The 18,166-nt window shown below is 58.9% G+C and carries 16 protein-coding genes; 8 read left to right on the top strand and 8 right to left on the bottom strand.

Translation table 11 applies throughout. The annotated features are described in order from the left end of the window. Window positions 1-16: 16 nt before the first annotated feature. The gene (locus BM352_RS15655) at window positions 17-982 is read left to right on the top strand and encodes a Gfo/Idh/MocA family protein (protein WP_090218704.1); all 966 of its coding nucleotides are present in this window, start codon (window positions 17-19) and stop codon (window positions 980-982) included. On the opposite strand, the gene BM352_RS15650 is transcribed toward BM352_RS15655, so the two are convergent. Continuing rightward, the gene (locus tag BM352_RS15650; RefSeq protein ID WP_090218702.1) at window positions 979-1,332 is read right to left on the bottom strand and encodes an MmcQ/YjbR family DNA-binding protein; all 354 of its coding nucleotides are present in this window, start codon (window positions 1,330-1,332) and stop codon (window positions 979-981) included. The two genes, BM352_RS15655 and BM352_RS15650, sit on opposite strands and share 4 nt — an antisense overlap. Before the next feature lie 187 nt (window positions 1,333-1,519). On the opposite strand from BM352_RS15650, the gene BM352_RS15645 reads away from it, so the two are divergent. After that, a complete protein-coding gene (locus tag BM352_RS15645; protein WP_139229850.1) occupies window positions 1,520-3,085 on the top strand; it encodes a glycosyltransferase family 39 protein in 1,566 nt (521 codons plus the stop codon). Window positions 3,086-3,124: 39 nt separating this feature from the next. Here BM352_RS15645 and BM352_RS15640 read toward each other — a convergent pair whose 3' ends face one another. The 7 genes from BM352_RS15640 to BM352_RS15610 form a co-directional block, all read right to left on the bottom strand. Then, entirely contained in the window at window positions 3,125-4,957 is a 1,833-nt protein-coding gene (locus BM352_RS15640; RefSeq protein ID WP_090218697.1) for a M3 family oligoendopeptidase, read from the bottom strand. Between the two features lie 82 nt (window positions 4,958-5,039). Then, window positions 5,040-5,843, bottom strand: a complete 804-nt coding sequence (locus BM352_RS15635) for a phosphodiesterase (RefSeq protein WP_090218696.1) — start codon at window positions 5,841-5,843, stop codon at window positions 5,040-5,042. A 127-nt stretch (window positions 5,844-5,970) separates the two neighbouring features. Further along, window positions 5,971-9,414, bottom strand: coding sequence for a pyruvate carboxylase (locus BM352_RS15630; protein ID WP_090218694.1), 3,444 nt, complete (start codon window positions 9,412-9,414; stop codon window positions 5,971-5,973). A 125-nt stretch (window positions 9,415-9,539) separates the two neighbouring features. Continuing rightward, window positions 9,540-10,688: an alpha-hydroxy acid oxidase gene (locus BM352_RS15625; protein WP_090218692.1), complete on the bottom strand. Its 1,149-nt coding sequence runs from the start codon at window positions 10,686-10,688 to the stop codon at window positions 9,540-9,542. Between the two features lie 10 nt (window positions 10,689-10,698). Next, window positions 10,699-11,481, bottom strand: a complete 783-nt coding sequence (locus BM352_RS15620; RefSeq protein WP_090218690.1) for an alpha/beta hydrolase — start codon at window positions 11,479-11,481, stop codon at window positions 10,699-10,701. Next, window positions 11,481-12,860 carry a helix-turn-helix domain-containing protein gene (locus tag BM352_RS15615; protein ID WP_090218687.1) on the bottom strand — a complete coding sequence of 460 codons (1,380 nt, stop codon included), beginning with the start codon at window positions 12,858-12,860 and terminating at the stop codon, window positions 11,481-11,483. The genes BM352_RS15620 and BM352_RS15615 overlap by 1 nt, the downstream gene beginning before the upstream one ends. Before the next feature lie 58 nt (window positions 12,861-12,918). Next, window positions 12,919-14,133 carry a multidrug effflux MFS transporter gene (locus BM352_RS15610; RefSeq protein ID WP_090218685.1) on the bottom strand — a complete coding sequence of 405 codons (1,215 nt, stop codon included), beginning with the start codon at window positions 14,131-14,133 and terminating at the stop codon, window positions 12,919-12,921. A 173-nt stretch (window positions 14,134-14,306) separates the two neighbouring features. Between BM352_RS15610 and BM352_RS15605 the strand changes: the two genes are divergently transcribed. From BM352_RS15605 to BM352_RS15585, 6 genes are all read left to right on the top strand, one after another. Then, window positions 14,307-15,839, top strand: coding sequence for an acyl-CoA carboxylase subunit beta (locus tag BM352_RS15605; protein ID WP_090218683.1), 1,533 nt, complete (start codon window positions 14,307-14,309; stop codon window positions 15,837-15,839). A 7-nt stretch (window positions 15,840-15,846) separates the two neighbouring features. Next, complete coding sequence (locus tag BM352_RS15600; protein ID WP_090218680.1) at window positions 15,847-16,242, top strand: RidA family protein; 396 nt, start codon at window positions 15,847-15,849, stop codon at window positions 16,240-16,242. After that, window positions 16,239-16,640 (top strand): DUF6497 family protein, encoded by a 402-nt coding sequence (locus tag BM352_RS15595; RefSeq protein ID WP_090218678.1) that lies wholly within the window; start codon window positions 16,239-16,241, stop codon window positions 16,638-16,640. The genes BM352_RS15600 and BM352_RS15595 overlap by 4 nt, the downstream gene beginning before the upstream one ends. Before the next feature lie 214 nt (window positions 16,641-16,854). Next, entirely contained in the window at window positions 16,855-16,986 is a 132-nt protein-coding gene (locus BM352_RS19250; RefSeq protein ID WP_281245121.1) for a hypothetical protein, read from the top strand. A 186-nt stretch (window positions 16,987-17,172) separates the two neighbouring features. Then, the gene (locus BM352_RS15590; protein ID WP_090218676.1) at window positions 17,173-17,532 is read left to right on the top strand and encodes a hypothetical protein; all 360 of its coding nucleotides are present in this window, start codon (window positions 17,173-17,175) and stop codon (window positions 17,530-17,532) included. Between the two features lie 355 nt (window positions 17,533-17,887). After that, complete coding sequence (locus BM352_RS15585) at window positions 17,888-18,088, top strand: hypothetical protein (protein ID WP_090218674.1); 201 nt, start codon at window positions 17,888-17,890, stop codon at window positions 18,086-18,088. Window positions 18,089-18,166: the final 78 nt, after the last annotated feature.

Below are 18,166 nucleotides of genomic sequence, written 5' to 3'. Positions count from 1 at the left end.
GCCAAGGGAGATTACCATGACCAAACCGCTCAACTGGGGCATTCTAGGTGCCGCCAAATTCGCCTATGAGCATATGGGCCCTGCCATTCATGCTGCCCGCGGGGCGCATCTGGCAGCGCTGGCCACGTCGTCCGCCGAAAAGTTCGCGGCGTTTTCAGACAAGTTCGGCGCGCTTCGCCACCACGACAGCTACGACGCACTGTTGGCAGATGACACCATCGATGCGGTCTATATTCCCTTGCCAAACAGCTTGCATGTCGAATGGGGCCTCAAGGCGCTAGAGGCGGGAAAACATGTGCTGATCGAGAAACCGGTCGCGATGAAGGCAGATGAGATCGACGCGCTGATCGCAGCGCGCGACCGCACCGGCCTGATGGCCACAGAGGCCTATATGATCGTCCATCACCCGCAATGGCAGCGGACGAAGGCGCTTCTGGCAGAGGGCGCAGTGGGCCGATTGCGGCAAGTGTCGTGCGCGTTCTCTTTCGACAACCGTGACCTTAGCAACATTCGCAACAAGCCCGACATGGGCGGCGGCGCATTGCCCGATATTGGCGTTTATGCGCTTGGCTGCGCGCGGTTCGCAACGGGTGCAGAGTTCGAGAACGTCGCTGCCCAGATCGAATGGGAAAACGGTGTAGACACCATGTCCCGCATTCAGGCCAGCATCGCGGGGGCGGGGTATCAAGGGTATGTCTCCACGCGCATGCATGCCTTCCAAGAGGTTGCGTTTCATGGGGAGGAGGGGATGATAAAGCTGCCCGCACCGTTCAACCCGAATGTCTACGATATGGGCCGGATCGAGCTGCAACTGGCGGATGGCGTCACGCGGGTCGAGCGGTTCCCGGCGGCCAACCACTATGTCAATCAGGTGGAGGCGTTTTGCGCCGCCGTGCAAAACGGGGCGGATTATCCGTGGTCGTTGGAGAACGCCAAGGGCACGCAGGCCACTATTGATGCGGTCTATGCGGCGGCGGGTTAGAGGCCGAGCTCTGCGCGAAGTTTCTTGGTCAGTTTCGCCGCGACCATGTCGTATGAGGCCCGTATATGCGCCTTGAGCTCGGCGTCGGACAGACCGGGCGGCTCGTAGTGCTGTATCCACTTCATCCCGCGTGACGCCAGATAGGGAGCTGGGCGTAGGCCTGGCATATCAGGCAGTATTTCCCAAGCGATATCAGATACTTTGAAGGTGAACGCATCCACTCCGTCGGCCCAACCACACAGCGCGAAGACTTTGGGGCCGACCTTCCACACATCCGCATTGCCCCATTGCACCACATGATTTGTGGCAGTCAGGGTGGCGCAAAAGGCGTTGAATTCGTCTCGGGTCATGGGCGGCTCGTTTGGGATGTTTGGGCAGTGTGATGTGCAGATGCCCCTATGGCAAGGGAGCAGAGTTTACGCGTGTGGATTTCGATTGGCATGGTTGCTACAGAGATTGCAGCACATGCCACGCGTTCCCGTTGCAGGCAGATTTTCAGCATATTGGTGCCAGAATGACATTGAAAACACATACCCTATGACCGCTTCCAACTTGCCCGCGCGGCCCCGCATATCCGACATGAACAGCGCCTTCATCATTGGCAGCGCGCTGACCTTCTTGGCCCTTTGCGCCCTGTTTTGGGGGTTTACAGCGGATGACGCCTATATCGTCGGGCGATACGCAAAGAACGCGGCGGCGGGCCACGGGCTTGTCTACAATTTGGGGGAATATGTAACGGCGCTGACGTCCCCGTTACACGGGTTGCTGGAGACGGGGTTGGCGCTGCTCGGGCTTGATCCGGTGACCAGTTACCGCCTTATCGCGCCATTCGTGGTGCTCGCGGGCTGGTTTGTCGCGCTTCGCCAGACGGGCATTCAGGGGCAGGCTTTGGTCGTGTTCACTGTGGTGGGATTACTGTCGCCATTCTTGGCGCTGTGGACCGTCGGCGGGTTGGAGACCCCGCTGCTGGCCTGTTTTACGACGCTACTGGTGTCCAAACTGATCGTGGTGAACCGTGCGGGAGTGGTCAGCGGCCGCGACTTCGCCATTTTGGGGTTGCTTGCAGGGCTGATGTTTCTGACGCGTTTTGACAGTGTTTTGGTCAGCGTTCCCGTCCTTTTGGCGGTTTTGATAACGCAATACCGGCGACCAGTCATTTGGGCAGGGGCTGCGTTTAGCTTGGCGTTGGCGGTAAGCTGGTTGGTGTTTTCTTGGGCCTATTATGGCGACATTTTTCCGACGTCTTATTACGTGAAATTGGCGGTCGGTGGTCGGCCACCTATTGATAGCCTGTCGGCGCTTTTGAATTTTGTTGTCCTGTCCGGCCTTTTGGTGCTCGTCTTTTTCGTGCGCTCTGGGGATGTGGAAAAGCGAACACCACTGTCGAAAGCAATCTTGCGTGGGGCGGCGATTAGCGCTGTGCTGCTACTGCTTTACGCCAGCCGGTCTTCGGGGCAGCACATGATGTTCGGCTACCGCCTGTTCATGCCGTATCTGATGGCGGCGGGGTTGGTGCTGTCTTTGTCACTTAGAAAAGAGCGCCCAATGTTGACTTCAGGGCTGGTTGGCGGACAGGCCGCGATGATAGGCATCGTCACGTTTTGCGGCGTAAACCCCGCCCCATTGGCGCGGCTTCCGCTGCTGGACCGCGCTTATGCGGAATATGAGTTTATAACCCCCCAAACCTATGGTCTTTTTATGGATATGCTGAAGGCGGATGCGCAAGACGTCGCGGCGCATTGGCAGGAGACTGGCCGAGACGAGCAACCGCGCATCTACTTGCGGACCGGTGGCACGGGCTACTGGTTGCCCGAGTTCTACGTGTTCGAGGCGCTGGTGTCGTACCGTCATGGATGCGGCGTACAAACAGAGGGCTCCATCCTCGGCGCGCATTACATGCAGCAGCTTGGTTTCAGTAAGATGGGAACATATGTCGAGGACAGGGGCCGCGCGCGCGATGATGTGGCGGATGATGCACCACTGATGTTCTCGACGACGCTAGATTGGATGGGCCCGCAGGTAACCGGCTACCTGTATGGGCCGGAGCCAACGCCGCTTGAGCTAAGCACCACAATTGGGGGCGGATGCAGCAAGTCGCAGTAGCGCCCGCCCCCTTGGGGGCAGGCACTTGATCGGAGGGGGTTACTCTTCCATCGCTTCCAATTCGTCGATCATTCCCGAGATCATCGACAGGCCCTTGTCCCAGAATTTCGGGTCGGAGGCGTCTAGTCCAAACGGGGCCAGAAGCTCTTTGTGGTGCTTCGATCCGCCTGCCTTGAGCATGTCGAAATACTTGTCCTGGAAGTCGTCTCCTCCTTCCTCGTAGACCGCGTAGAGCGCGTTTACCAAGCCGTCTCCAAACGCGTAGGCGTAGACGTAGAAGGGCGAGTGAACGAAATGCGGCACGTAGGACCAGAAGGTGTCGTAGCCGTCCATGTATTCGAACGCTGGTCCCAGGCTTTCGGCCTGAACCGACATCCACAACGCGCCGATGTCGTCCGGTGTCAGCTCGCCTTGAGCGCGGGCGGCGTGGAGTTTGCACTCGAAGTCGTAGAAGGCGATCTGGCGCACGACCGTGTTGATCATGTCTTCGACCTTGCCGGCGAGCAGGATTTTACGCTCGGCTTGGGATTTGGCCTTGGACAGCATTTTGCGGAAGGTGAGCATCTCCCCGAAGACCGACGCGGTTTCAGCCAGTGTGAGCGGGGTGGAGGACAACAGCTCGCCTTGGCCCGCGGCGAGGACTTGGTGGACGCCGTGGCCAAGCTCGTGCGCGAGGGTCATGACGTCGCGGGGTTTGCCGAGGTAGTTCAGCATCACGTAAGGGTGCACGTCGGCGACGGTGGGATGGGCGAAGGCGCCGGGGGCTTTACCGGGTTTGACGCCTGCGTCGATCCAGCCGCGTTTGAAGAACGGCTCGGCAATGCCGGCCATTTCCGGGGCGAAGTCGTGGTAGGCCTCCATCACGGTTTGCTGCGCCTCTTCCCAGCCCACCAAGCGCGGGTCTTCTAGTGGCAGTGGCGCGTTGCGGTCCCAGACCTGCATCACGTCAAGGCCTAGCCACTTACGCTTCAACTCGTAATAGCGGTGCGACAGCTTGGGGTAGGCGGCGACAACGGCGTTGCGCAGGGCCTCGACCACCTCTGGCTCTACATGGTTGGCAAGATGGCGGCCGGTTTGGGGCGTGGGCATGCCACGCCAACGGTCTTCGATGTCCTTTTCCTTGGCCAGAGTGTTGTGGACGCGGGAAAAGAGTTTGACGTTCGCGCCGAAGACACGAGACAGTTCGCGGGCGGCGGCCTCGCGCTGGCTGCGGTCAGGATCGGTGAGCAGATTGAGGGTCCCCTCGATGTTCAGCTCGTCGCCGTTCACCGTGAATTGCAAACCCGCGATGGTCTCATCAAACAAACGGTTCCACGCGGCAGCGCCAACCGTGGACTGGTCGTGCAGGAATTTTTCCAGCTCGTCCGACAACTGATAGGGCCGCATGGCGCGCAGACGGTCGAAGATTGGTTTGTAACGGGCCAGATCGGGATCTTGCCCGAACAGCGCATCAAGCTTTTCGTCGGATATGCGGTTGATTTCAAGGGAGAAAAACACCAGGGGCGTGGAGAACGCGGTGATCCTGTCTTGCGCGTTGGCCATGAACTGCGCACGCTCGGCATCGGTGGTGTTCTGATAGTAGCGCAGACCCGCATAGGACATAACGCGACCTGACACGGTGTCGATCTTCTCATAGCGAAGCACACATTCCAGCAGGCCCTTGGCGTCCAGGTCGGCCAGTTTGCCTTCGTAGTCAGAGGCGAAATCGGCGCAGGCTTGCTCCAGCCAGTCCATGTCTCGCTTGAATTCCTTGGCGTCGGGCGCGGTGTACAGATCGCTCAGATCCCAGTCCGGAAGGTTGCCCAATCCTCCGCCACCCTCGGCCAGATCGCGAAGGGGTAGTTTTGGGACGGGCAGGAATGGGGTGTACATGGGAAATCCTTTATTCGTGTTTCCCCGCAACTTATGTGCGGGGGGCAGGGGCAACAAGGCGTCGGTTATCAATTCACGGGGATTAGGCGGAATGGCCGTCCACTGTGGGCGCGCCGCGCGGGCCAAGATCGTCATTATGGACGATCACCCCGTCATCGGTGAACAGGACGACACCATAACCGCCGGGCTCATCGATGGAATGGTCGCTACCTGCGACGCCCAGATACATCGGCGTCTGGTGGCATGTGCCTTTGAAAGTCGCGTAGGGCGTGCCGCGTGCACCACCGGAGATGGTCCGGTGCACATGGCCACAGAGCAGTTGCACCACGTTGGGAAACTCTGCGATCAGTGCGTGGAGTTCGTCATCGTTGCGCAGGCGAATGTCGTCCATCCCGTCGAGGCCCGTCACAAAGGGCGGATGGTGCAAGGCCAAGGTGACCGGTGCACCTTGCGCGGCGACTAGCGCGTCGCGAAGCCAAGCCATGCGGGCTTCACACAGAACACCGGAATGGCGCGGGTTGGCATTGTCGTCGTAACTGTCGAGGCAGATCAGGTGATGATCGCCCAATTGCACGACATGCTGCACATGGCCAGACGGGGTAAGCGGGGCTTCGGGAAACGCCTCGATGAATTTTGCCCGATCATCGTGATTTCCCAGCATGAGCGAGACCGGTACGGCGACATGTGCAAGGAGGTCGCGCAGTCGGGCATATTGGGCGGCGCGTCCGTGATGGGTCAGATCGCCCAAGATCACGAGATGGGCGGCGTCAGGGTGGCTCTGCAACGCGTGATCCAAGACTTCGGTCAGCCGTTCTGCAGGCTCCAGTCCGATGATGTTGCCGCCGGATTCGACCATATGGGTGTCGGTAAGAACAATAAGTTTCATGGCGTTAGGTGATCCTGCTCAAGGCTCCGATACGAGCCGCTCACAAGAGCCTAGCTTCCGGTTTCACCGCTCGCCAGTCAAACCAGCCAAAATCATGACGCCGCCCGCAAAGCGGGCGACATTCAGGTCAAACGTCTTCGAACTCGATAAGCAAATCTTTGGCGTCAATCTGACCACCTGGAACCACGTGGACCGCCTTGATAACGGCGTCACGTTCGGCGTGGATGCCGGTTTCCATCTTCATGGCTTCGATTGTCAGCAGCAGATCGCCTTCCTTGACCTCGGCCCCCGCGCGCGCCGCAACGGTCGCCACAACGCCGGGCATTGGGGCGCCGATGTGGTTCGGGTTGCCGACCTCGGCCTTTGGCATCCGAGCGGTGGCGGACGTCGCTTTGCGGTTTGGCACGCGGATCACCCTTGGCTGGCCGTTTAGCTCGAAGAAGATCTTGGCTTCGCCCGCATCATTGGTTTCGCCTTCGGCCTGCATGCGGATTTCCAGCGTCTTGCCGGGATCAATCTCGGCGCTGATTTCCTCGCCGGGCTCCATGCCATAGAAGAACGTTCGCGTGGGCAAGGTACGCACTGGGCCATAGAGTTCGTGGCGTTCTGCGTAGTCGGTGAAGACCTTCGGATACATCAGGTAGCCGTTCAGATCCTCGTTATCGATCTCCCGCCCGCCCAGCTTCGTGGAAAGCTCGGCGCGGGCGGCTTCCAGATTGACTGGCTCCAGCTTTTCGCCGGGACGGTGGGTCATCGGCTTTTCGCCTTTGAGAATTTTCTTCTGGATTGCCTTGGGCCAGCCACCCGGAGGTTGCCCTAGATTTCCGCGCATCATGTCGATCACGCTGTCAGGGAACGCCACGTCGGTCTTCGGGTCTTCGACTTGCGCGCGGGTCAGGCCTTGTGAGACCATCATCAACGCCATGTCACCGACCACCTTGGAAGATGGCGTCACTTTCACGATATCACCAAACATCTGGTTTACGTCTGCATAGGTCTGCGCGACCTCATGCCAGCGTTCCTCTAGCCCGACGGAGCGAGCTTGCGCCTTGAGGTTGGTGAACTGCCCACCTGGCATCTCGTGCAGGTACACCTCGGAAGCCGGAGCTTGCATGCCGCTTTCAAACGCCGCGTACTGGCCGCGGACCGCTTCCCAGTAGTCAGAAATCTGGCGCACGGTTTTGATGTCTAGGCCGGTGTCGCGCTCGGTGTGGGACAAGGCTTCGACGACGGAGCCGAGCGTCGCTTGGCTGGTGTTGCCCGACAATGCGTCCATGGCGCAATCGACCGCGTCCACGCCTGCAGCTGATGCGGCAAGGATCGACGCAATCGCGCCGCCAGCGGTGTCGTGGGTGTGGAAGTGGATCGGCAGCCCGACCTCTTCCTTCAGCGCTTTGACAAGGATTGTGGCAGAGGCGGGTTTCAGAAGGCCAGCCATGTCTTTCAGGCCCAGAACATGTGCACCAGCGGCTTTCAGCTCTTTGCCCATATCCACATAATATTGCAGGGAATACTTGGCACGATCAGGGTTCAGAATGTCGCCGGTGTAGCAAATGGCACCTTCGCACACCTTGCCGCTTTCGCCCACAGCGTCCATGGCGACGCGCATGTTTTCAACCCAGTTTAAGCTGTCGAACACGCGGAATACGTCCACGCCGGTCTCGGCCGCTTGGCGCACGAACTCCTGCACTACGTTGTCAGGATAGTTTGTGTAGCCCACGCCATTGGACGCGCGCAGCAGCATTTGCGTCATGAGGTTGGGCATAGCCGTGCGCAGATCGCGCAGGCGCTGCCACGGGCATTCCTGCAAGAAGCGGTAGGCGACGTCAAAGGTCGCGCCGCCCCAGCATTCCATCGAGAACAGTTGCGGCATGTTGGACGCATAGGTCGGCGCCACACGGATCATATCGATGGAGCGCATGCGGGTCGCCAGAAGGGATTGGTGACCGTCACGCATGGTGGTGTCGGTGATCAAAAGTTGCTTTTGGTCCTGCATCCAGTCGGCCACGGCTTGTGGGCCGTGATCTTCCAGAATGTTGCGCGTGCCATAAGCGGGCTCGCCCACAGGCTCAGGTGCTTTGGGAATGCGGGCCTCGGCGGGCACAGGACGCCCTTCGGTCTCAGGGTGGCCGTTGATCGTGATGTCCGCAATATAGGTCAGGATCTTCGTGGCACGGTCGCGACGCTTCTTGAAATCGAACAGCTCCGGCGTCTCGTCGATGAACTTGGTATGGTACTCATAGTTCAGGAAGGTCGGGTGTTTGAGCAGGTTTTCCACGAAAGCGATGTTGGTCGATACGCCACGGATACGGAACTCGCGCAGGGCGCGGTCCATGCGTGAGATCGTGGCCTCGGGGGTCGGGGCCCAAGCGGTCACCTTTTCAAGCAGGCTGTCGTAATAGCGGGTGATCACAGCGCCCGAATAGGCGGTGCCGCCATCAAGCCGGATACCCATGCCCGTGGCAGAGCGGTAAGTGGTGATGCGCCCATAGTCAGGGATAAAGTTATTTTGCGGGTCTTCGGTGGTCACGCGGCACTGCAGCGCGTGACCGTCCAGTTTTACGTCATATTGCGACGCGCAGCCGGTGGCCTCGATCAGCGACTTGCCCTCAGCGATCAGGATTTGCGCGCGAACGATGTCGATGCCGGTCACTTCCTCGGTGACAGTGTGCTCCACCTGGACGCGCGGGTTGACTTCGATGAAGTAGAATTTGCCGCTGTCCATATCCATCAGGAACTCGACGGTGCCAGCGCATTCGTAGTTCACATGCTCGCAGATTTTCTTGCCCAACTGGCAAATTTGTTCGCGCTGCGTGCCCGACAGGTAAGGGGCAGGGGCGCGTTCCACGACTTTTTGGTTGCGGCGCTGAACCGAGCAGTCGCGCTCATACAGGTGATAGATCTGGCCATGGCTGTCGCCAAGGATCTGCACCTCGACGTGGCGGGCGCGCTGGATCATCTTTTCCAGATAGCCCTCACCATTGCCGAAGGCGGCTTCGGCTTCGCGGCGACCTTCAAGAACCTTTTCCTCAAGCTCGTCCTCGGAAAAGATCGGGCGCATGCCGCGACCGCCGCCACCCCAAGAGGCTTTGAGCATCAGCGGATAGCCAACTTCGGCAGCTTGCTCTTTGATCTTCGCCATATCGTCGCCAAGAACTTCGGTCGCGGGAATGACAGGCACATCGGCTTCGATTGCAACGCGTCGGGCGGAGGCTTTGTCACCAAGCGCCCGCATCGTCTCAGCCTTTGGGCCGATAAACTTGATTCCGGCGGCGTCGCAGGCATCAACGAATTCAGGGTTCTCGGAGAGCAAACCGTAGCCCGGATGGATCGCGTCAGCGCCCGACATTTTGGCGACGCGGATGATTTCTTCAATGCTCAGATAGGCGGCCACGGGGCCAAGCCCTTCGCCAATCTTATAGGCCTCATCCGCTTTGAAGCGGTGGAGGCCAAGCTTGTCTTCCTCGGCGTAGACAGCGACGGTTTTCTTCCCCATCTCGTTGGCAGCGCGCATCACTCGGATGGCAATTTCGCCGCGGTTGGCAATGAGGATTTTCTTGAAATCGGCCATGGCAGGGCGCCCCTATCTGTGCAGTTGCAGCATGAATAGGCTTAAAGGCGCATGTCGTAAACTGGTTACAACTGGGTATATCTAATTTTTGGTGGCGCTAACACCTACCTGTTTGCTCGAGTTTGCTAGGGCCGGAGCAGCCTGCCGGGCAAGTCGTCCAGCGTTCTCGTGCCCAATTGGCCCATGTTGGAGGCCATATCCTTGGCCAGCATATCCGCCAAATGGGCCGGACCCGCCTCACCCAAGGCCCCAAGCGCGTAGTGCCACGCACGTCCCAGCATCACGAAATCCGCCCCCAATGCGATGGCGCGCAGGATATCGAGACCCCCTTCGATACCGCTATCGAAGATAAGCGGCAAAGTGGTCGCGGCCCGAACGTGGGGTAACGTCTCGATGGTGGCGGGGCCGCCGTCGAACTGGCGGCCGGCATGGTTGGAGACCCACAGCGCGTCCACGCCCTCGTCTTGCAAGCGGGCAGCATCGTCGGCATTGGCCACGCCTTTGATGATCAGCGGGCCGTCCCATTCATCGCGCAAGTATTTGACGTAATCCCAATCCGGCGAGGTGCGCAGCAGGTAGCCAACATGCGCGGTCGAGCTGCGCATGGTCTTGTCGAGTTTTACGCTCTCGGCATAGCCATCCATCAGCTTCATGCGCGGCATCCCAGTCTTGCGGATACCATTGAGCCAAGCGGGGCGCATGGCAGCCTGCACGGCCAAACGACCTGTCAGACGTGGCGGCTGGGTCAGGCCACCACGGGTCTGGCGTTCGCGGCGCGAGGCGACGGGCACATCAACGGTCATAATCAACGTATTGAACCCAGCGGCTTTGGCGCGGGCCATCATGTCTTTGCGGATGTCCGCATCGCGGGGCGGGTACATCTGAAACCACGCGTTCTCGCCAAGATAGGGGGCGACGTCTTCGGGCGTTTGAGTCGCCACGGTGGACATGGAGTAGGGGATGCCTTGGCGGGCAGCTTCTGCGGCCAGCAAGCGCTCGGCGCCCGGCCAGATCAGGCCCGACATGCCGACAGGGGCGATTCCAAATGGCAGCTTGTAGTCGCGGCCAAGGAAGGTGGTGGAAAGATCCGGCGTAAATTCGCCGTGTAGGATGGAGGGGCGCAACAGCACCTCGTCCAACTGGGTGCGATTGCGTTTCAAGGTGGCTTCTTGGCCGGTAGCGCTGTCGAGGTACTCCCAAACGAAATGAGGGATGCGTTTGCGGGCGCGGGCCTTTAGGTCGGACAGTCCGGGGTATTTTGCGTGGTGATCCATTGGGGCGACCTCAGAACTGACCTAGGAACTTATACAGCCGACGTTGCGCGTCGCCGGTCCAGATATTGATATGGCCTGCACCCTGCACTGGGTAAAGCTCCTTTTGCTTCGAGCCTGCGGCGGCAAGGATTGCTCTCCCCATCTCAGGCGGGATCAGGTCATCCTTGGTTCCGTGCAGGATCAACAGCGGGGCCTGCAACTTCGGCGCGCGCTCAATCGAAGGCCAGCGGCTCAACATCAGCCCCGTCGCGATTGGAAGTTGAGGGTGCATATGCGCGGCTACATCTTTGAGCGAAGTGAACGGTGCTTCTAAGGCAACTGCGCGGGGACGCGGTGTGCTTGTTGTGGCGAGGTTGATTGCAACGGCGGCCCCGATGCTCTCGCCGTAAAGGATTGGAACTGTTGGCGTTCCGGTCAGTGTGCCGTCTGTCAGGGCGGCGTAGAGCGCACGAATGTCCTCGGAAATTCCAGCCTCGGTCGGCCAGCCCTTACTGCCATTGCTGCCGCGATAGGAAGGCGCCACGATCCCGTAGCCGCGATCCATCAGGCGCTGCAGTCGAGCCGTGCGTTTCGCAATATGACCCGCGTTGCCATGTAGATACAGTACTGTCGGCTTGCCGCGCTTGGGCGGTGCAGTCCAGACGACCATGTCGCCGACTTTGGTTTCCGTGATGCGCGCGTCCGAAGGGGCAATGGCCCGCGGGTCAAGCGGGTAGACGACCAGTCGTTCCAGCCCGAAATACGCGCCGAAGAAGAGGGAAAGAAGGACAACTGCCCGCAGTAAAACCCGCATTATTCGACCGTATAAGGCAGAGTGCCGCGCTGGTCGTGATCCACGCTGAGCTTGCTTTCAAGTGGCGGGACGGAGCGTTGGTGGCAGTCGCGGCGTGGGCAAATTCGACAGGAAATTCCAATCGGCTCAAAAGCTTGCGGGCTGGCGGGCAACAAGTCGTCTGCGTAGACAAGCGCACTGGCGTGGGTCATCTCGCAACCCAGGGCAATGGCATAGCGACGGGTGGGCGCCGTGAAGCTGCCTCCCGGTTTAGAAACATCGCGCGCGATAGAGATATACCGCACCCCGTCCGGTGTTTCGGCAAGTTGGCGCAGGAAACGTCCGGGCGTTTCGAAGGCGCGATGGACGTTCCACAAGGGGCAGGGGCCACCAAAACGGGCAAATTGCAGGCGGGTTGCAGAATGGCGCTTGGTAATAGTTCCAGCCTGATCCACGCGCACAAAGAAGAACGGAATCCCTTTGGCACCGGGCCGCTGCAGCGTTGACAGACGATGCGCGACTTGTTCGATCGACGCGCCGAATTGGTCTGCCAGTTGCTCCAGATCGTGGCGTGTGGATTGTGCCGCTTGCAAGAACTTCGCGTAGGGCATCAGGGCCGCACCTGCGAAGTAATTGGCCAGTCCGATTTTGGCGATATGGCGCGCGGCGTCAGTTTGGAACCGCGCGAGGTCCAAAGTCGCCTCCAAAAGCTCATTTTGTTCGAGAAGTGCAATCTGGTGCAGCAATTGGAACCGTTGCGTGGAAGGGAGGGCGCTGGCTGCAAGGCGCAGTGCGTTGCTCACCGGATCATAGCGGCGAAGGTTTTTACTATCGGTGAATTGCAGCTCGAACTTGAGGTTGCCAGCACGCAGGATGTCACCGTCTACTGTGCTTGCAAACAGCTCTGCGGCACGGTCGACGGCATCAATGTAATTATCGCAATAGTGAAAGAAGTCGCGAACCTCCTCCCACGGACTAGGCTGCAAATTGGTGGCTTCCTGCCCCAAAACCTCGTCCAACGAGGCGAGCCGCTCATGGGTTTGGCGGTAAGCGCGGTGCAGCTCGATAAAAGCGCGTGACAGCGCAGGGGCGTTTGATGCGGCTAAGCGTAAATCGGCTAAGGGCGGGGCAATTTCGGCAAATATCGGGTCCGACAGGATTTCGGACATGTCTGTGACCATCCGCTCCGCATCGCCGGTGGATAGCTCGGTGACGTCGAAGCCGAACTCGCTGGCCATTGCAAGGACCACAGACGTCGAGACCGGACGGTTGTTGTTCTCCATCTGGTTGAGATAAGGCAGCGATATCCCAAGCTTGGCCGCAAATGCCTTTTGCGTCAGCCCGATACGGGTGCGCAGTTCGCGTAACTTTGTGCCGACATAGAGTTTTCGTGGGGCCATCTTCGGCGCACCTTTGCAAGTTTGCTATGCCCCGTCATAGCCTTTGCAAAGCCGTCTCTCAAGCAGAGTTGCTGGCGCTTTCGCGGCGTAGCACCAACATGATCGACACAAGGCTTGCCGCAGCGCTCAGTAACATCACCCATTGCAACGGGAAGCTGCCATGGCCGTGTTCCAGCAGCGAGCCTGACAGGGCAGCCAGCGCCGCTCCGCCGCCAATCATGATCGCACCGCCTACACCGGATGCGGTGCCTGCCAGATGTGGGCGCACGGACAGAAGGCCAGCAGTGGCATTGGGTAAAACCATGCCATTGCCCAAGCCCACAAAGGTACAAAACGCGAAGAAGGTGAAGGCTGACCCGTAGCCGATTGTCGTGACCAGCAAGGATGCGGCCATTCCGAAGACCAATAGTACGCAGCCGATCAGGATCATGCGGTTCACCCCAATGCTGACGGAATAACGCCCCGAGAAAAGATTGCCGATGAAGTAACCGATGGCCGGGACGCCGAACAGATAGCGCGTCGTGGTGGGCGGGAGCTCATACACGACCGAGGCCACATAGGGCGACCCGCCAAGAAAAGCGAAGAACGCGCCGGAGGCGAACGCGGCGGACATTGCGTACCCCCAGAAACGCGGGGAGGTAAACAGTTCTGGGTAATCTTTGAATTGCGCAAGAAAGCTTACGGACTTTGCTTGATTGGTCTCGCCCTGATCCGCCCAGCAAAGCAGTGCTAGCCCTGCGCCAAAAGCGAAAGTGAACAGGAAAATACTGCGCCAGCCGAAGATCTCGTCGATGAAGCCGCCGATAGTTGGTGCAAACATTGGCACCAGAGACATTCCCATAGTCACATAGCCAATGGTTGAGGCGGCTTCCGCCATTGGGACCACGTCCCGCACGATTGCACGCGACATCACCATTCCAACCGCCACGGAGGCGGCTATCATGCGGAAAGTAAGGAACATTTCGATGGTCTGTGACGCATAACAGCCAATCGATGCCGCTGCAAAGATGACAAGGGCGCCGATCACAATAGGGCGCCGTCCGTAGCGATCCGACAGCGGTCCGATTAGAATTTGCAGCACGGCGGTGAAGGCCAGATAGAGCGAAATTGACAGCTGCATGATGCCGTATTCGGTGTGAAATGCCTCTGTCATCGCCGGGAGCGACGGGAGGAAAATCGACATGTTCATAGCCGACACGCCGGCCAGAAGCACGAGCGTCACAATATGCGGTGGGGTAGCGCGATCAAATAGGCGCGCGGACGAATAACTCATTTCCAGAACGATAGGGGCGGCACTTAGAGAGGTGAACCCATTAGTTCAGCTATTTGCAGCTTTGCATTATTCACCACTGTAAATTTGCTTAATTTGCAAATTTGCCGTTTGGTTCTTTGCCGCATCGCGGCGCAGGTGTAAGTTCCGCCCAACTTATATGGGAGGCCCGCGCCATGAAAGATATCCTCAGCGAATTGGAAGACCGCCGCGAAACGGCCCGCCAAGGGGGCGGTGAGCGCCGCATTGCCGCTCAGCACGCCAAAGGCAAACTGACGGCGCGTGAGCGGATCGAGCTTCTACTTGATGAAGGCAGCTTTGAAGAGTTCGACATGTTCGTGGCGCATCGCTGCACCGAGTTCGGCATGGAAGCCGAGCGGCCCGCAGGGGACGGGGTTGTGACAGGCTGGGGCACCATTAATGGTCGTCTGGTTTACGTGTTCTCCCAAGACTTTACGGTGTTTGGCGGCTCACTCTCGGAAACGCACGCGCAAAAAATTTGCAAGATTCAGGATATGGCGATGCAGAACGGCGCGCCGGTGATCGGTATCAACGATTCCGGCGGCGCACGTATCCAGGAGGGCGTTGCGTCCTTGGCGGGCTACGCGGAAGTTTTTCAGCGCAACATCATGGCATCGGGCGTCGTTCCGCAGATTAGCGTGATCATGGGGCCATGTGCAGGCGGCGCGGTCTACTCGCCCGCCATGACAGACTTCATCTTCATGGTCAGAGATTCGTCTTATATGTTCGTCACCGGCCCTGACGTGGTGAAAACCGTCACCAACGAGGTGGTCACTGCAGAGGAATTGGGCGGCGCGAGCACCCATACCAAGAAGTCCTCGGTTGCAGATGGCGCGTTTGAGAATGACGTGGAAGCCTTGGCCGAAGTGCGCCGTTTGGTCGACTTCCTGCCGCTCAACAACCGTCAGAAAGCTCCGGTTCGCCCGTTCTTTGACGACCCGGCACGCATTGAAGACAGCCTTGATACGCTGGTGCCATCCAACGCGAACACGCCCTACGATATGAAAGAACTGATCACCAAACTGGCGGATGAGGGTGATTTCTTTGAAATTCAGGAAGACTTTGCCAAGAACATCCTGACGGGGTTTGTGCGCCTTGAAGGGCAGACTGTCGGCGTTGTGGCAAACCAGCCGATGGTTCTGGCGGGCTGCCTCGACATCGACTCGTCGCGCAAGGCGGCGCGTTTCGTGCGGTTCTGCGATGCGTTCGAAATTCCGATCCTGACCCTTGTAGACGTGCCGGGTTTCTTGCCGGGGACATCGCAGGAATACGGCGGCGTTATCAAACACGGCGCGAAACTGCTTTTCGCTTATGGCGAGGCCACCGTGCCAAAGGTGACCGTGATCACCCGCAAGGCCTATGGCGGCGCCTATGACGTGATGGCGTCCAAACACCTTCGCGGGGATTTCAACTACGCATGGCCGACTGCCGAGATTGCGGTGATGGGGGCCAAGGGTGCGGTTGAAATCCTGTATCGTGGTGAGTTGGGTGATGCAGAAAAAATCGCCGCCCGAACAGCCGACTACGAGGACCGCTTTGCCAACCCGTTTGTGGCCGCCGAGAAGGGCTTCATCGACGAGGTGATCATGCCGCACTCCACCCGCAAACGCGTGGCGCGGGCCTTCGCATCGCTGCGCGGCAAGTCGTTGAAAAACCCGTGGAAAAAGCACGACAATATCCCGCTTTGAGGTCGTGATGCCGAAATTCCACAACATCTCTGACGCGCCGACACATGTCGCTCCGTTTTCCCATGCCGTGGAAAGCGACGGCTGGGTCATTCTGACGGGCCAAATGCCCACCAAGCCGGGTGGGGCCACGACTGACCCGCTCGAAGCGGGCGTGGAAGCGCAGACGCGTCAGGTGATGCTCAATCTTGAGACCGTGCTGAAGGGCGTCGGGCTTGATCTGAGCCATGTGGTGCAATGCCGCTGCTTTCTGACCGAGTTCGAGCGCGACTATGCGGTGTTTAATGAGACCTACAAAAGCTTCTTCCCTGCCGACCGATTGCCTGCGCGCACGACCATCGGGGTGACGGCTTTGGCCGTCGGCGCTTTGGTAGAGATCGACTGCGTAGCGAGGCGGCCCACATGAAGCTCGCGGCGCTTTTGATGGTTATCGGAACGGGGGCGTTTGCCGCCGAATCAAAGCCGTTGCGCGCTGTGTCAGGCGTAGAATACCTGCCGTTCGAAAATCTGTTCGAGCCGCCCGGAGCATATGATGCTGTGCGACGGATGGTTCGGATGCGTCTGGTTGCCCCACAAATCGCCAATCGGGCGCAGTTCGGATTCGAAGTGATCGAGCCCGACTTTCAGGCGCTCTGCGAGAGCGAAGGCCTGCGGATTGTTGCCGAGTTTGCACCCAATGCGCGTGAAATTGTAGTGTCTGTTGCCTCAGAAGAGGTTCCTTTCGGCGAATCCGCGCCGAATGTCGTGCAATATTTCGACTTGTTCACGGTCGAGGACGGCACCTGCGTTTGGGGCGGAATATGATGAAAACACAAAATGTTGGCCCACAAGGCTCAAGCTGTGGCGCGGATGATGCATTCGCAACACATCGCGCCACAGACACATTGAAGATATATTTTTTTGCCAATGGAACGGCTACCTTGCAGCCAGGTTACATTTCTGTGACCCCTAATGTGTGCGAGGAAGGAGTGGGGATTAGCCCCATTAATGATTCGTCAGACCAAAACAGGAGACTCAGATGTCCAAGAGCATCAAAGCAATCGCCGTCTTCGGCTTCGTTGCAATCGTCGCAGCTTGCGGCGGCCAGCAAGAAGAAGAAGTTGTTATTGTTGAGCCAGTTGCTGCAGAGCCAAGCTACAACAAGTACTAATATATTTGCGGGGCGGGCTTCTCGCTACGCCCCGCAAAACCCCTCCGGCCAGACGGCTTCCACTAGGCCTGTCGCCGAATCGCTTTTCTCAAAACTTGATCTGACCTCGAAACGCGCCCGCGCGAGCAGTTGGCGTTTGCGCTACGGCTGGGGCAGTCCCAAGGACGTTCGCGCAAAGGTTTCGACATGCTGAAGCATAAAGGGTTCCCCTCACGGCTGCCGGGGACGGATTTTCAATTTACGATTCGCCGCGACAACAAGAACGGCCCCACGCCGTTGATTGCGCGGGAACGCTACGCCGACAGACGCCCTGCGGATCGACGCGCAGATGCCGGGTTCATGTGGGCGCTGGTGCAGCACTTCGGGGATGAACCGTTCGAGCGTGGCAATCTCGATGCTGGGCGCCTGAACTGGGTCTTCGGTCGCGAAGTCGTGCCCGCAGAAGAGCCTTTCGATCCCGCGAGTTACGAGGCGCTTCTGCGGATCGATATGAACCGCGTGCAGGCGACTTTTCCGAACGCTTTTGCTGAGGAATTCATCGAGTAATGGGCGGGATTGTGCTTCCATTTGACGGAATTGAGCGAAATGATGCTCAATTTGACGCTAGGGCAACATCCTTGTTTTCTCGCTCGCTGGCGCGTCGCATCCTAGGGGTGCAAGTCAATCCCTCCAGCACAGCGATGGACCTGCAAGTACAAGACCGTTACCCTTCCCCTCTAAAGAGGTCTGCTTTTGCGAGCAGACCTCTTTTTTTATTCAGATCAAGCGGCTGGCGGCATTGCGCCGATGCTCACCCTGTGCGACGCGCAGTTTTCCGCCCGATCCGGGGCGTTTCAAATAAAATGAAACTTTTCCCCGTGTTCAGGTGTTGGGTCTCCAAGAGTAATCAAGGAGAACCCCAATGCGTAAGACACTCATCACTTCGACTTTTATCGCCGCGGCCTTCGCTCTTTCAGCTTGTGACAGCGACGCTGAACGCGGCCTTGTGGGCGCCGGCGCCGGCGCGGCCATTGCCTCTGCAACTGGCGGTAGCGCAGTCACTGGTGCCGTTATCGGCGGCGCCGCTGGCGTGTTCTGTGACGACGCCGGCATCTGCAAATAAAAACCAGACAACCGACAACAAGACCAACAGGGCCGGGATGCGCGCAAGCGCGTCCCGGCCTTTTTTGATGCAAGACCC

The organism is Litoreibacter janthinus, from assembly GCF_900111945.1.
Classification (GTDB): Bacteria; Pseudomonadota; Alphaproteobacteria; order Rhodobacterales; family Rhodobacteraceae; genus Litoreibacter; species Litoreibacter janthinus.
This window is presented reverse-complemented; position numbering and strand designations above follow the sequence as displayed.

Bases quoted from the DNA above. Each gene is read 5' to 3' on its own strand.
- BM352_RS15655 (WP_090218704.1), top strand. From the start codon at position 17: ATGACCAAACCGCTCAACTGGGGCATTCTAGGTGCCGCCAAATTCGCC.
- BM352_RS15650 (WP_090218702.1), bottom strand. From the start codon at position 1,332: ATGACCCGAGACGAATTCAACGCCTTTTGCGCCACCCTGACTGCCACA.
- BM352_RS15645 (WP_139229850.1), top strand. From the start codon at position 1,520: ATGACCGCTTCCAACTTGCCCGCGCGGCCCCGCATATCCGACATGAAC.
- BM352_RS15640 (WP_090218697.1), bottom strand. From the start codon at position 4,957: ATGTACACCCCATTCCTGCCCGTCCCAAAACTACCCCTTCGCGATCTG.
- BM352_RS15635 (WP_090218696.1), bottom strand. From the start codon at position 5,843: ATGAAACTTATTGTTCTTACCGACACCCATATGGTCGAATCCGGCGGC.
- BM352_RS15630 (WP_090218694.1), bottom strand. From the start codon at position 9,414: ATGGCCGATTTCAAGAAAATCCTCATTGCCAACCGCGGCGAAATTGCC.
- BM352_RS15625 (WP_090218692.1), bottom strand. From the start codon at position 10,688: ATGGATCACCACGCAAAATACCCCGGACTGTCCGACCTAAAGGCCCGC.
- BM352_RS15620 (WP_090218690.1), bottom strand. From the start codon at position 11,481: ATGCGGGTTTTACTGCGGGCAGTTGTCCTTCTTTCCCTCTTCTTCGGC.
- BM352_RS15615 (WP_090218687.1), bottom strand. From the start codon at position 12,860: ATGGCCCCACGAAAACTCTATGTCGGCACAAAGTTACGCGAACTGCGC.
- BM352_RS15610 (WP_090218685.1), bottom strand. From the start codon at position 14,133: ATGAGTTATTCGTCCGCGCGCCTATTTGATCGCGCTACCCCACCGCAT.
- BM352_RS15605 (WP_090218683.1), top strand. From the start codon at position 14,307: ATGAAAGATATCCTCAGCGAATTGGAAGACCGCCGCGAAACGGCCCGC.
- BM352_RS15600 (WP_090218680.1), top strand. From the start codon at position 15,847: ATGCCGAAATTCCACAACATCTCTGACGCGCCGACACATGTCGCTCCG.
- BM352_RS15595 (WP_090218678.1), top strand. From the start codon at position 16,239: ATGAAGCTCGCGGCGCTTTTGATGGTTATCGGAACGGGGGCGTTTGCC.
- BM352_RS19250 (WP_281245121.1), top strand. From the start codon at position 16,855: ATGTCCAAGAGCATCAAAGCAATCGCCGTCTTCGGCTTCGTTGCAATC.
- BM352_RS15590 (WP_090218676.1), top strand. From the start codon at position 17,173: ATGCTGAAGCATAAAGGGTTCCCCTCACGGCTGCCGGGGACGGATTTT.
- BM352_RS15585 (WP_090218674.1), top strand. From the start codon at position 17,888: ATGCGTAAGACACTCATCACTTCGACTTTTATCGCCGCGGCCTTCGCT.